This window comes from Bacillus tianshenii, from assembly GCA_020524525.2.
Lineage (GTDB): Bacteria > Bacillota > Bacilli > Bacillales > Bacillaceae_N > Bacillus_AV.
In genome coordinates this window covers 3287423-3301107 of record CP129018.1, presented here as the reverse complement: position 1 = coordinate 3301107, position 13685 = coordinate 3287423, and the positions used below count along the sequence as shown (strand labels likewise).

13 protein-coding genes, 5 tRNA genes and 1 pseudogene are annotated in these 13685 nt (G+C 38.7%); 16 read left to right on the top strand and 3 right to left on the bottom strand.

Annotated elements, in window-relative coordinates; all coding sequences use genetic code 11:
* Positions 1–139: 139 nt before the first annotated feature.
* The 14 genes from LC040_16545 to rlmH all read left to right on the top strand — a co-directional run bounded on the left by LC040_16545 (position 140) and on the right by rlmH (position 10320).
* Positions 140–215, top strand: a tRNA-Lys gene (locus LC040_16545).
* A gap of 5 nt (positions 216–220) precedes the next feature.
* Positions 221–295, top strand: a tRNA-Glu gene (locus tag LC040_16540).
* A gap of 19 nt (positions 296–314) precedes the next feature.
* Positions 315–391, top strand: a tRNA-Met gene (locus LC040_16535).
* 78 nt (positions 392–469) lie between these two features.
* Positions 470–546, top strand: a tRNA-Asp gene (locus LC040_16530).
* Between the two features lie 29 nt (positions 547–575).
* Positions 576–651: transfer RNA gene (locus tag LC040_16525), tRNA-Phe, on the top strand.
* Positions 652–951: 300 nt separating this feature from the next.
* Entirely contained in the window at positions 952–2433 is a 1482-nt protein-coding gene (locus LC040_16520) for a peptidoglycan DD-metalloendopeptidase family protein (protein WLR50840.1), read from the top strand.
* 254 nt (positions 2434–2687) lie between these two features.
* A complete protein-coding gene (gene yycF, locus LC040_16515) occupies positions 2688–3395 on the top strand; it encodes a response regulator YycF (GenBank protein ID WLR50839.1) in 708 nt (235 codons plus the stop codon).
* Position 3396: 1 nt separating this feature from the next.
* Complete coding sequence (walK, locus tag LC040_16510) at positions 3397–5217, top strand: cell wall metabolism sensor histidine kinase WalK (protein ID WLR50838.1); 1821 nt, start codon at positions 3397–3399, stop codon at positions 5215–5217.
* Positions 5214–6548, top strand: a complete 1335-nt coding sequence (yycH, locus tag LC040_16505) for a two-component system activity regulator YycH (GenBank protein WLR50837.1) — start codon at positions 5214–5216, stop codon at positions 6546–6548. Before walK ends, yycH begins: the two co-directional genes overlap by 4 nt.
* Entirely contained in the window at positions 6535–7353 is an 819-nt protein-coding gene (gene yycI / locus LC040_16500) for a two-component system regulatory protein YycI (protein WLR50836.1), read from the top strand. Before yycH ends, yycI begins: the two co-directional genes overlap by 14 nt.
* Positions 7337–8131 (top strand): MBL fold metallo-hydrolase, encoded by a 795-nt coding sequence (locus tag LC040_16495; GenBank protein ID WLR50835.1) that lies wholly within the window; start codon positions 7337–7339, stop codon positions 8129–8131. The genes yycI and LC040_16495 overlap by 17 nt, the downstream gene beginning before the upstream one ends.
* Positions 8132–8243: 112 nt before the next feature.
* Positions 8244–9473 carry a S1C family serine protease gene (locus tag LC040_16490; GenBank protein ID WLR53321.1) on the top strand — a complete coding sequence of 410 codons (1230 nt, stop codon included), beginning with the start codon at positions 8244–8246 and terminating at the stop codon, positions 9471–9473.
* 128 nt (positions 9474–9601) lie between these two features.
* Complete coding sequence (locus LC040_16485) at positions 9602–9766, top strand: CxxH/CxxC protein (GenBank protein WLR50834.1); 165 nt, start codon at positions 9602–9604, stop codon at positions 9764–9766.
* Positions 9767–9840: 74 nt separating this feature from the next.
* Positions 9841–10320: a 23S rRNA (pseudouridine(1915)-N(3))-methyltransferase RlmH gene (gene rlmH, locus LC040_16480; GenBank protein WLR50833.1), complete on the top strand. Its 480-nt coding sequence runs from the start codon at positions 9841–9843 to the stop codon at positions 10318–10320.
* A gap of 444 nt (positions 10321–10764) precedes the next feature.
* Here rlmH and LC040_16475 read toward each other — a convergent pair.
* Positions 10765–11208: pseudogene (locus LC040_16475) on the bottom strand (transposase).
* A gap of 251 nt (positions 11209–11459) precedes the next feature.
* Here LC040_16475 and LC040_16470 point away from each other — a divergent pair.
* Both LC040_16470 and LC040_16465 read left to right on the top strand, forming a co-directional pair.
* Entirely contained in the window at positions 11460–12488 is a 1029-nt protein-coding gene (locus tag LC040_16470) for a S8/S53 family peptidase (GenBank protein WLR50832.1), read from the top strand.
* Positions 12485–12685, top strand: coding sequence for a DUF2129 domain-containing protein (locus tag LC040_16465; protein WLR50831.1), 201 nt, complete (start codon positions 12485–12487; stop codon positions 12683–12685). The genes LC040_16470 and LC040_16465 overlap by 4 nt, the downstream gene beginning before the upstream one ends.
* Positions 12686–12880: 195 nt before the next feature.
* On the opposite strand, the gene LC040_16460 is transcribed toward LC040_16465, so the two are convergent.
* Together LC040_16460 and LC040_16455 are read right to left on the bottom strand one after the other, a co-directional pair.
* A complete protein-coding gene (locus tag LC040_16460) occupies positions 12881–13312 on the bottom strand; it encodes an IS3 family transposase (GenBank protein WLR53320.1) in 432 nt (143 codons plus the stop codon).
* The gene (locus tag LC040_16455; GenBank protein WLR50830.1) at positions 13255–13632 is read right to left on the bottom strand and encodes an IS3 family transposase; all 378 of its coding nucleotides are present in this window, start codon (positions 13630–13632) and stop codon (positions 13255–13257) included. The genes LC040_16460 and LC040_16455 overlap by 58 nt, the downstream gene beginning before the upstream one ends.
* Positions 13633–13685: the final 53 nt, after the last annotated feature.

Sequence of the window (13685 nt, the reverse complement as noted above, 5' to 3'; positions counted from 1 at the left end):
TTTGTATGCGGCGTTTTCTTTTGGTATTGATTTTATACAGAAGAAAAAAATGAAAAAAGCAAAAGAAAACTATTGCATAAAAGTTTAAAAGTGTGATATTATTACTCTTGTCGCCAGTTAAATGGCTTCATATAGATTTGAGCCATTAGCTCAGTTGGTAGAGCATCTGACTTTTAATCAGAGGGTCGAAGGTTCGAATCCTTCATGGCTCACCATGTATGGCCCGTTGGTCAAGTGGTTAAGACACCGCCCTTTCACGGCGGTAACACGGGTTCGAATCCCGTACGGGTCACCAATTTTTATCTTATCATCATCGCGGGGTGGAGCAGTCTGGTAGCTCGTTGGGCTCATAACCCAAAGGTCGTAGGTTCAAATCCTGCCCCCGCAACCAATTAAATTTCATTAACTACGTCGAAATTCTTCCTAGCTAATGAAAGATGGTAGTGCAATCGTGCAACCAATTTAATATGGTCCGGTAGTTCAGTTGGTTAGAATGCCTGCCTGTCACGCAGGAGGTCGCGGGTTCGAGTCCCGTCCGGACCGCCATTTAATTTTTTTTTACAACTAGATAATAAGGCTCGGTAGCTCAGTCGGTAGAGCAGAGGACTGAAAATCCTCGTGTCGGCGGTTCGATTCCGTCCCGAGCCACCATTTTTTTAAACATAACATGTCCAACTACTGACATGTTTTTTTTATTGCTTTCGAATGTTTAGTGGTGAGGAGCTAAGTCTTATTTATCAGGGCGGAAGATCTAGATCCATTTTTTCTAAAATATATAAAATTAAGATATTTTTGTCGAGTTTTAAACATTTATGTTACAATTATTACTTTTTTGTAGAGCCGGCTCGCTAGTTTATGGTACATTAGTAAGGTGTGTATTAGAACCTTACAATAATTGAATCTCTTATATAAAAAATGATTGTTTTGAGCAAAGGGTTAGGAGGAAGAACTGTGTTTCACTTATATAAAAAATTGAAGGGTCGTTTTTCGACAACTGAAGAGAAAACACCTTATATTCGTGAACACCGCGAACTAGGTAAAATGTTTCGTCGTGCTACATTGGTTGCTTGTTCGACATTACTAATTTCGATTAGTTCAGTATATGCTGATAACCAAAAAAGCAATTTAGAAACGGTATATCATGTTTACCTAGAAGGTGAGCGCATCGGTACTGTGGATGATAAAGGTATCGTGCAGCAAGTAATTGAAGAGAAAGTTTCGGACGCTGAAAAAAATTATGATAAATATAATCTTTCTGCAGGAGAAGAACTGCAATACATACCGGAAAAAGTCTTCCGTCCTCAATATAATAATAATGAGGTGGAAAAAAATTTAACTGAAAAGCTTGCGGTCCAAGCGGAAGCTACAGCACTAAAGATTGATGATGAAGTTGTTGCATATGTAAAAGATAAAGAAGAGGCTGAAAAGTTAATCGAAAGCTTAAAGCTACAATATGTTTCCCAGGAAATATTGTCGAAAGTTGAAAAGAATAAAGAAACAAAAGATGAGCCAATTGCTGATGGTGATTCTAAAATTATAGACGTTCGTTTGTCGAAAAAAGTTTCAATCGAAGAGGGAAAAACTGTTCCAGAAGATATTCTTTCTGTCAAAAAAGCAATTAAGCTTTTTAACAAAGGAACATTAGAGCCTAAGAAGCATGAAATTCAAGAGGGCGAAGTGTTAGGAAATATTGCAAGTCAATATGACCTTAGTGTAAAGAAATTGCTTGAGTTAAATCCTGGAGTAAAAGAAAATAGCCTTATTCAAATTGGTGATCAACTAAATGTGCAAGAATATATGCCATTTGTAGATGTCATTATTGAGAAAAAAGGACGAAGTAAACAAGAGCTCCCATTTGAGATTGAAGTTGTTGAGACTGACGAAATGTATCGAGGCGATACGAAAGTTAAGCAAGCAGGACAAAAAGGTGCGAAGAGCACAGCATATATGCTTGTTAAGAAAAATGGAAAAGTTGTATCAAAACAAATATTAGAAGAAAAAACATTAAAAGAACCTGTCAAAAAGATCGTATATAAAGGAACAAAAGTAGTACCTTCACGCGGTACAGGTGAGCTTGAATGGCCTACACACGGCGGTACAATTACAAGTGTAATGGGATATCGTTGGGGCCGTCAGCATAAAGGAATTGATATTGCAGGTGTGAGCAATCGCTCAATCAAGGCTGCCGATAATGGAGTCGTTGAGTTTGCTGGACGTGACGGTGGCTATGGGAACAAGGTTGTTGTTAATCATAATAACGGCACAAAAACATTATATGCCCACTTATCTGAAATTAATGTCCAAGTAGGTCAAACCGTTCCACGTGGAACAAAGATTGGGGTTATGGGTACTACTGGTGACTCAACTGGCGTACATCTTCATTTCGAAGTATTGAAGAATGGTAGTAACGTCGACCCTCAAAACTATTTCTAAAGATTACTAATAAAGCCCTCAGCTTACTATTCGTAAGCGGGGGCTTTTCTGCTCTATTTATACAATAACCGACATGCTTTCACTTAAAACATATTTTATAAAAATAGATAGGAAGTGTATCGTTCATATCTATTCGTTGTATATGCGTTTTTTCTCTAATCATGATAAAGTAAGATTAGGATGGAAAAATAACAATATAGTTACAATTAATGCTAGACTTAGAATGTAGGATTAAGTGAAGGAGCGAGCTAACTGTGGCGAAGCATATTTTAGTTGTAGATGATGAGCAACCTATTGCAGATATTCTACAGTTTAATTTAGAGAAGGAAGGCTTCAAAGTAACGTGCGCTTATGATGGAGAAGAGGCCCTGCAAAAAGTAAAAGAAGGGCTACCAGACTTAGTGTTATTAGATATCATGCTTCCACATCGAGATGGAATGGAAGTATGTCGAGAGCTTCGAAAAAAATACGATATGCCTGTTATTATGTTAACAGCGAAAGATTCAGAGATAGATAAAGTATTAGGCTTAGAGCTTGGAGCGGACGACTATGTCACAAAGCCGTTCAGTACGCGTGAATTAATTGCCCGGGTAAAAGCCAACTTAAGACGCCACCACCAGGAAGCTGAAAAAACGGTTGGTGAGAATGGTGAGATTGTGATTGGCTCATTAACCATTCATCCAGATGCTTATATTGTAATGAAGCGAGGAGAAACGATTGAATTAACGCATCGTGAATTTGAATTGCTGCATTATTTAGCTCAGCATATTGGACAAGTGATGACACGTGAGCATTTACTGCAAACGGTTTGGGGATATGATTACTTTGGAGACGTGCGTACTGTCGATGTAACGGTACGGCGTTTAAGAGAAAAGATCGAAGACCGTCCGAGTCATCCAATGTGGATCGTGACTCGCAGAGGTGTTGGTTATTATATGAAAAAGCCAGACACGGAGACGTAAGATGAAACGGTTTGGTCTGTTTAAGTCGGTTCATTCGAAGTTTATATTAATTTATGTCCTCTTAATTCTTGTTGCTATGCAAATAATTGGGGTCTACTTTGTACAAAAGCTTGAAGAGCATCTCATTGCGAACTTTACGAACTCTGTGAATGGACGTGTGCAATTGATTGCTTATAGCGTGGAGCAGGAATTAAAAAAAGTAAATGGGGATGAGCTTCCTGTTTTGCAGGAGAGTATTCACCAACAACTGCGTAACTTCACTTCGGATGATATTTCAGAGATCCAAGTTATTGATAATAAAGGAAGAGTGATTAGTACGTCCAATCCTAATAACCAAGGGATTATCGGCAAGCGTACAACAGAGATCCGCGTTAAGCAGACGCTTCTGTCAGGGACAGAGTCCAAGCAGGTATTGGCGGATCCGAAGAATGGTCATCGAATGTGGGTCTTAATTATTCCAATTAAGACCTCTTCTGATGTGGCCGGGGTTCTCTATGTCGAAGCTTCCATGGAAAAAGTGTATTCTCAAATGCGTGAAATTAACCAAATCTTTGCAGCCGGGACCGGGATCGCCCTCGTTATTACGGCAGTCTTAGGTGTAGTGCTTGCCCGGGCTATCACAAGACCAATTTCAGATATGCGCAGGCAGGCATTAGTGATGGCAAAAGGAGATTTCTCACAAAATGTTCGGGTCTATAGTGATGATGAAATTGGGCAGCTTGCCTTGACGTTCAATGATCTAACAGAAAAGCTCCAAGAAGCGAAAGCAACGACAGAGGATGAACGGCGTAAGCTGACTTCTGTGCTGGAGCATATGAGTGACGGGGTAATTGCGGCGGATCATAAAGGGAACGTTATTTTGGTTAATGATCCGGCTATTGAGATGCTGGACGTTTCGCGTGACACCATTATTGGGAAACCAGTCGATGAAGTGTTAGAGTTGGACCAAGAAATTGTGATGGATCAACTGCAGGATAATAATTATTCCGTTCTGCTTGATTTCAGTGAGAATATGAAATCGTATATTTTGAAGGCGAATTTCTCGCTGATTTTAAAAGATGAGAGCCCAAATGGCTTTATTACGGTGCTTCAAGATGTAACGGAACAAGAGAAGATTGACAGAGAACGAAAAGAATTTGTTGCAAATGTTTCGCATGAATTACGAACGCCGCTTACAACGATGCGGAGTTATTTGGAAGCATTAACAGATGGAGCGTGGCGAGATGAAGGAATTGCACCACGTTTTTTAAATGTGACCCAAAATGAAACAGAGCGGATGATTAGGCTCGTTAATGCATTGCTTCAGCTTTCAAAGCTAGATAGTAAGGATTATCGGCTTGATTTCGAAATGATTGATTTCACAGAGATGTTCGAGCAAGTGATTGAACGATTCGAGATGACAAAGGCTCAAAACGTTAGCTTTCAGCGGGATCTACCTCAAGAAAGCTTAGAAGTCTATATTGATCAAGACAAGATGACACAGGTGCTCGATAATATTATTTCCAATGCATTAAAGTATTCACCTGAAGGCGGTACAGTAAGGTTTGAATTAATAAAGCAGAAGCGGTCAATGACTGTACGGATTAGTGATGAAGGAATGGGCATTCCAAAGAATAATCTTGCCAAGATCTTTGAACGTTTTTACCGGGTCGATAAAGCACGCACCCGGAAATTAGGTGGAACAGGATTAGGCTTGGCTATTGCCAAGGAAATAATTGAGCTGCATGACGGAAAAGTGTGGGCGGAAAGCGTTGAAGGAGAAGGAACGACCATATCATTTATTTTACCGCTTGGAAAGCATAGTGAGGTTGGGAAGGCATGAACTTAGAACATGCAAAAGCAGTTGTATTGACGTTATTAGTATCATTGAGCTTTATGCTTACGTGGGGGCTGTGGACGTATCAGCCACAATATGAAACGATTAATGACAATACATACTTACAAGAAGTTGCGATTGGCAATAAGCGAAGCCTTGCTGAAATTGTTCAACCTGAATTGGTTGTCTATCATGAAGATGACAAGCATTTTGGTATGCGCAAAAATGAAGATATTCAAGCATTTAACCAGCAGCTAACAAAGTGGGAAGCAAAGTCAATTGAGGATGTTTCTGCTGCTGTAAAGGAAAAAGGACTCCCGTCTTTTATAAGACAAAATGGCAGTACTGAAGTTATTTATCCCACTTCTATTCCGTCTTATGTGTTCAGTAAGTTATTTAAAACATCAGAGCAAATTGCCTTACAAAGTGTTGACCGGCTTCTGATTAGGTGGCCTGATCAAGGGAAGAACAAATTCACTATGTATTTTATCTCGATGGATGAACAGAAGGTAGTACGGGCAACAATTGAGCAAAATATTGCTCAAGGTATGAAGGCTGCCCGAAAGCGTGCTTCGAATAACCTGGAGTACTTTGTTTATCCAATTAATGCAACTCGTTATTTATACCTTCCTGATGAAAAGGTGAACATCCCGAGATTGACCTATTCAGCTCAATTATTAGAGTCGGGTGATTTTAAGAATGCTTTATTTAACGATCCGACTGTTGTAAAACAATATGGATCAGGACAAGGAGAACGTTCATTCACAGACGGCACAAGAGCGCTGGAGGTTTTTCATAATGATATGCTGATGCGTTATGTGAATCCAACAGATGGAGAGGCTCCAAATGAAAAAAGTAAGCAAATGCTTCTGAATGGGATTGAATTTATCAATGATCATTCAGGCTGGACGGACTTTTATCGTCTAAATCATTGGGATGGAAGTAATCAAGATGTAACGTATCGTTTAATTGTCGGGAATTTACCTGTCTTTAACTTAAAAAACACTCAGGAACTCGTTACTATTCAACAATCATTCCGTGATGAGCAGATCTATGAGTACTCGCGCTCATTGTTAAACCTGCGTTTCAAGCTAGACAAGGAAAGTGAACAAGAAACGGTACCATCGGGATATAAGCTCATTCAAGCACTGAAAAAGACATTCCCTAAATACAGTCCTGAAAAATTAAATCGAGCTACGCTTGGCTATCAATTCGTGCCTGTCGGATATCAAGCTTCAGTCGTACAATTCAAACCAGTTTGGTATGTACAGTACAATGGAAAGTGGTACAAGATTAATCTGACGGATCAAGGGGGAAGTGCAAATGGATTGGAATAAGATAAAAACAATCTTCATTTTGACATTTCTTATCCTTGATTTATTTCTTGTTTTTCAATTTATCGATAAACGGAATGCAAGCAGTCAATTATCATGGATAAGGGAAACGAAAATTGAAGAGCAGCTGCAGGCTGAAAATATTTCTTACCCTGATATTCCTGAAGAAACCGTGGAAGAGCCATTTATTAGAGCAGAGAAGAAGAAATTTACGAGGCAGGAATTAGAGAAGCTCACGCATCAAACCATTACACTTATTCATGACGGACCGATTGTTTCGATATTAGATAAGCCATATCCTCTTCATGAAAATAATGTGGAAGATAGATTAGAAGAGTTTCTTGAAAGCTATGTGTATGATGGAAGAGAATATAAGGTTTGGAAATGGAATAAAGAAACCAATAAATTATTGCTTTTCCAGACTTACAATGACCGGATGATTTATTATAATGAGAATGGACTTCTGTCAATTCAGCTTGATGAAAAGAATCAAATTATTGGGTATGAGCAAGCCCACTTAGAAAACATTCAAGAGGTTGATGATGAAGGAAACAACCAAGATATTTTACAAGGAATTCGAGCTCTTGAAAGCCTCTATCGGAAAAATTATTTGACGTATGGAAGTAATGTGTCCAATATCGAATTAGGTTATTATAAGGTCGTTCCGCTCTCGGGCGATGTGCAATTCTTTGCCCCTACATGGCACATACAAATTAATGAAGAAACGAATTATTTTGTGAATGCGATCGAAGGACAGATTATGGAGCTCGTAGAAGGTGGAGTGGAAAATAATGAGTTTACATTTTAGCGTATTAGCAAGCGGCAGCTCTGGTAATGCGTTCTATATTGGTACGGAAAATCAAAAATTACTAGTTGATGCCGGATTAAGCGGAAAGCAAATGGAGCAGTTGATGAAGCGAGTGGATATTAATCCAAAGGAATTGAACGGTATTTTGGTCACACATGAGCATAGTGACCATATTAAGGGATTAGGCATTCTTGCTAGGCGGTATAACCTGCCGATCTACGCCAATGAAAAGACGTGGAATGCAATGGAAGGGCATATTGGAGCCGTTCCAACCGAGCAAAAATTCATTTTTGATATGGAAACTGTTCGCTCATTCGGTGACCTAGATGTTGAATCCTTCGGTGTTTCACATGATGCTGCTGAACCGATGTTTTATGTTTTTCATTATGAAGGAAAGAAAATTTCACTAGTAACAGACTTAGGATATGTAAGTGAGCGAATTAAAGGGACGGTAAAAAATTCTGATGCCCTTGTCTTTGAATCCAATCATGATGTAGGGATGCTTCGAATGGGACGTTACCCGTGGAATGTAAAGCGTCGAATTCTAAGCGATGTTGGCCATGTCTCGAATGAGGATGCAGCCCTTGCTTTAACTGATATTATTGGCGATCAAACAAAGCGTATTTATTTAGCGCATTTAAGCAAAGATAATAACATGAAAGATCTAGCCCGTATGTCAGTAGCACAAGTATTAGAACAACGAGGTTTTGGTCCTGGTGAACAGTTTGAGTTGTACGATACAGACCCGACAAAACCAACAGAAATGTTGTTTGTATAAAAAGAACATTGGCATGTTTACCCTCAATTTTCATGAGGAAAGTCATGGTAGAGAGGCTTTTTATGTACTTTAGTAACAAGTGCTATCGGTCATGGAAAGGATTGGTGAAGCGATGGGTTATTACGATCAAGATTACAAGGAACCTCCTCGCAGACAAAAAGGTAACAGATCAGAAGGGTTTATTGCAGGTATTATCGGAGCTGTGATAGGTGCGCTTATTATTGTTTTTTCCCTGCCTTTTCTAAGTCAATGGGACATCCTCCCTTATGACATCTCAGGAATTGGTGAAAATCAAGAAGAGCAAGATGAAGCGGGTGTTCAACAACCAGGAGAAACGAAAACAATTAATGTGGATGTTGAAACAGCAGTAACTCAAGCTGTAGATAAGGCCTCCGATGCGGTTGTTGGCGTCGTAAATATTCAAGAAACAACATTCTGGCAGCAACAAGGAGCAACGGAAGCGGGCACAGGCTCAGGGGTTATTTACAAGAAAACAGATGGCAGTGCCTTTGTCGTGACGAATCACCATGTTGTAGAAGGGGCTTCTAAGCTTGAGGTTAGCTTAAGTGATGGCTCGCGTGTTCCTGCTGAATTACTCGGTAGCGATATGTTTACTGATTTAGCTGTTCTTCGAATCGATGCGAAGCATGTGAAGAAGGTTGCTGAATTTGGTACTTCTGAAAACTTACAAGCTGGTGAACGCGTACTTGCGATTGGAAATCCACTTGGTCTTCAATTTGCAGGCTCTGTGACAAGCGGGATCGTCAGCGGCACAGAACGTTCCATTGATATTGATATTAATAAAGATGGTCAAATTGACTGGCAAGCAGAAGTGTTACAAACAGATGCAGCCATTAACCCCGGGAACAGTGGCGGGGCATTAGTCAATCTGGATGGACAGGTTGTTGGGATTAATTCAATGAAAATTGCTCAGCAATCAGTTGAAGGAATTGGCTTTGCCATTCCGATGAGTACGGTACAACCAATTATCGAGGATCTTGAGAAGTTTGGTGAAGTGAAACGTCCATTTATGGGAATCAGCATGCGTTCACTTTCTGAAATTCCAAGCTACCACTGGCAAGAATCATTAAAATTACCGAAAGACGTGAATCACGGAGTATTTGTCGTTGGCGTCGTACCTGGCTCTCCAGCAGGAAAAGCAGGCTTACAGGAACTAGATGTCATTACACAGTTGGATGGACAAGAAGTAAAGAATGTCATTCAGCTGCGGAAATATCTCTACAACAACAAAGAAATTGGTGATACAATGACAATCACGTATTATCGTAACGGCCAGAAGAATTCAGCAGAAATTAAGCTTGCATCAGAAGGAACATATTAAGAGAATGGAAACAGGGTGAAAGAGCCCTGTTTCTTTTCTGTGGAAAAAGGCAATTTACATAAGGGATAAAAAACAAAAACAGCTTATTCACAACTTATCCACAGGTGTGAATAAATAGGAGGAATAGTATGATTTTTTGTTGTAAAGAGCATGTTGATTTAGCACTAGATGATATCGTAGATGAGAGTGGAACAGCGCCACAGCTGGAAGAAGCCAAGTTCGAAGAGAATGATGACAAACGATGTGCGTATTGTGAAAATGAAGCAAAATACATGGTCGAATCGAGTGAATAGTCAGAAGAATTCCATTTATATGTGGATATGTGGATAAAATCTGTGGAAAACCTGTTTATGAATGGGGGATAAAGTTGAACATCACATTGTTAACTGTGGGTAAACTAAAAGAAAAATATCTTAAAAACGGAATTAACGAATTTACAAAGCGACTTCAGCCCTACGCTAAAGTCGACATAATCGAACTACCAGACGAAAAAGCTCCAGAGCAATTAAGCGAAACCGAAATGCAGCAAGTGAAGCAAAAAGAAGGCGAACGCATCCTAAACAAAATCTCACCAGACACATATGTCATCGCCCTTGCAATCGAAGGAAAAATGCTCACCTCAGAGCAGCTCGCCAAACAACTCGACCAGCTCGCAACCTACGGCAAAAGCAAAATTGCCTTTATTATTGGGGGATCGTTAGGATTAAGTGATGAAGTCATGCAGCGTGCAGACCTGGCGCTGTCTTTCTCGAAAATGACCTTTCCCCACCAGATGATGCGGCTGATTTTGGTGGAGCAGATTTATCGGGCATTTCGGATAAATCGGGGGGAGCCTTATCATAAATAAAAGAAGCGTCAAGAACACTTACATGTTTCTTGACGCTTTTTGCTATTTACTCTAGTCGTCCTGTATTGGTGCCTGTTCCTCAGTGCGGTAAAACTTTACTATAGTGGGGGGACAGGCACCTTTATCAGAACGAATTAATGTAAATACCTTGCAACCCTTGATAGTGATTTTGTAAATAGTCGGTATGAAGAAGGGTTTAATATGCACCTCTTAAAAGTTTCTTAATGGCATAGGAAAAGTGATTAACGGTAGATGGTTAATGTTTGTATGATGATGAAGAATACCATTTAGGATATTCTGAACCTATGGTTAAGGGGGCTATAAAAAAGCAGAAAGCATTTAATATATGCTCTCTACTTTAATACTTTACCATGGTGGGGGACTGTCCCCAATTACCCCGACAGCTGTACGGCGTTTGAAAATGTCTTTCCAAGCCTTTGAGCCACGAGCCTCAAAGTGAGTGGCATCAATGGCAATCGTATCATCAAAGATGAATCCTTCTTCAATTGCTTGAATGACAACTTTTTCTTTGGATTTCTCTAAACTATTTGATTCACTTAATTTCGTGATGAGTCGAGAGTAAGAAGCTTCAGACGGGGGATTGTCTGAAACAAGAAACCCGTAATTTAATTTGAAATTGAGATTATCATCCAAGTGTTTTACTAGATTTTTAATTGTGGGGATTCGTTCAATGTAACGAATAAAAATAGAGATAATCATAGCAGCGTAATTAAGATCCTCAGGCGCACCAAGTCGAGATTTTTTCGCTACATCTTGATAGATTGCATCCAAATCAATAGTTGAAATGATGGCTTCATATTTTTGGGTAGGTTCCACCTCAAATAATTCTTGAATGCTAAATAAGCTCTCTTGTCGTATAATAGACATAGGGAGTCCCTCCAGTCTTTTGGTTTGTGTGGTTACTTACCATTATACAAGACTTGGGGAGGTGCTCCATTTTTTATGCCTTGAAACCTTTGAGCCGCAAAGGCTCAGAATTATGAAATTCACTCATTAATCAAATCAATATGTGCTTAAGTAAAATTAAGTATTGCAGGATTTTTAATTAAAGTGTAGAATACTGAATTTACAACGAGAAGCCAGCTTCTAGTCAAACTACCGATTAGGAGAGAAAAAATATGACTAAATTTAATGTTCGCTTGAATCAGGAATATAATAAGGGGATTCAACAAATATTACAAAGTAATAATATAAAAGTGAAACATTTTGATGCTATTTTAAATGACTTTATTATTGTGGAAACCAATGATAAAGATGAGTTATATGAATTTGATTTTATTAAATCAATAAAGGAGACAAGAATAGGAAGATTATTGGATTTACCAAAAAATCAAAAAACTGTTCATCTCAAAGTTAAACCTACGCCCGAACTCAACTTAAAACCATTAAGAGATAAAGGGCTTTATGGGTTAGGAACTAAAATAGCAGTAATTGATTCAGGATATGATATTGAACGTGTGGGTGAAGTTGAATGTGCGATGAATTTTACAAATCACCCCAATTCTTATGATACATGTGGACATGGTTCAATAGTTATAGGACAAATACTAAATATAATTTCTAAGGCAAAAATTTATTCGGCAAAGGTTTGTATTAGAGATAATGATATTGATGAGGAGGATGTATTTAGAGCACTGGATTGGGTCACAACATTATCTGATGTAAAGGTTATCAATTTATCACTTGGCATGGATGCTAAATGCCAAGGAGATTGTGACCTAGCTGACAAAATTAATGCTATGGAAAAAATGGGTTATATTATAGTTGCTGCAATGGGTAACAATGGAAGTTACACACATTGTCCAGCTTGTGCAGAGAATGCAATTTCTGTTGGTGCACTGGATAAAACGGGAAAGACAGTGGCATGTTATAGTTCACAAGGACATATTAATTCTAATAAGCCGGATTTAGTTGCGCAAGGTCATGGAGTTGAAACCTTCTTAGGTGTAAATCACGACTTTCAGGGCACATCGTTTGCAGCTCCAATTGTAACTGGACTTTTAGGTGCTACATATAATATGTTTAAAGAGAATAAAGAAGTGAAACAATACTTAATAAGCAGTTGCGAACCACTCATTAATGTACCAAGAACAAAACAAGGTTATGGAAAAATCGACCTAGAAAAATTCTTGGAGGAGATAACATGAATAAGAAAATGAAGGTAAAAGTTAATGAACTGGGTAAAGTTTATTTGTTAGAAAAATACGGTAGGATTTCATATGTTGATGAGATGGTTAATCTTGTCTTCATAACTTTAAATGATGAAAACATTGAAAAGGTAAAGCAATTGCCATTTGTAACGAGGGTTAGTGAAAATAGAAAAGGAACTTTATTAGCAGTTTAATCCCCTGCCTTTTTGGAAGGGGATTTTTCATTATTGGTGCACTGTCTCCCAGTACTGAGCGTACCCCTGTCAAGTAGACACAGATTAACTAAGGGTCAAGCTGCTAGTTGGGCTTTATAAGTCATAGAAGCTTGACCTTTTAATTTTTTCTGTCTTCGTTCATAGTTATAGAATTCGATATAGTTTTCCATGACCTCACGAACTTCCTGCTTCTTCTTTTACATGTCCAAAAAAACTTTCAATGGGTGCGTTATCCCAACAATTTGCCTGACGAGACATACTCTTTATCATTTCTTCATTTTCTAAATAAGCAGTATAATCCCTAGACGTATATTGATGTCCCTGGTCGCTATGAAGAAGTGTGCCTTTAACATCACCTTTTCCAACGGCTTTATTCAGTGTTTGGATAACAAGATCATTGTCATTTTGATTACTAATATGGTAGCTGATGACTTCATTCGTACACAAATCCAAAATGACAGACAGATACATACGCGTTAATCCTGTTGGTAAATAAGTAATATCGGTTACCCATTTTTCAAACGGTTTTTCAGCTGTAAAGTCGCGATTTAAGACATTCTCGGCACTATTTCCTTCATGCTTCTGAGCTTTCTTACGCTTATAAATTTGGGCTTGAATACAAGCTCTTTCTGAAGACGATAAACACGTTTATGGTTAACTGGCTTATGATAAAGGGTGTTAATCTCCTGCGTTAAACGCGGATAGCCATACGTATGATGAAAGTACTGATGAAGCTCAAGAATAAGCGTTTTAAGCTCTTCATCTTCACGTTGTTTTTTTGTTAAAGGTTGATATTGACGTTGTCGCCACTTATAGAAACCACTGCGGGATACTGGTGAGACATAACATAAATCCCAGGTAGGAAAATGATTAGACAAATCTTCGATAATTTGATAGTGATCGCTTGATGTTAATTGGATTCCCACTTCCGCAAGGCCATTAGCTTTTTTAAATATGCATTCTCTGCCTCTAAAAAAGC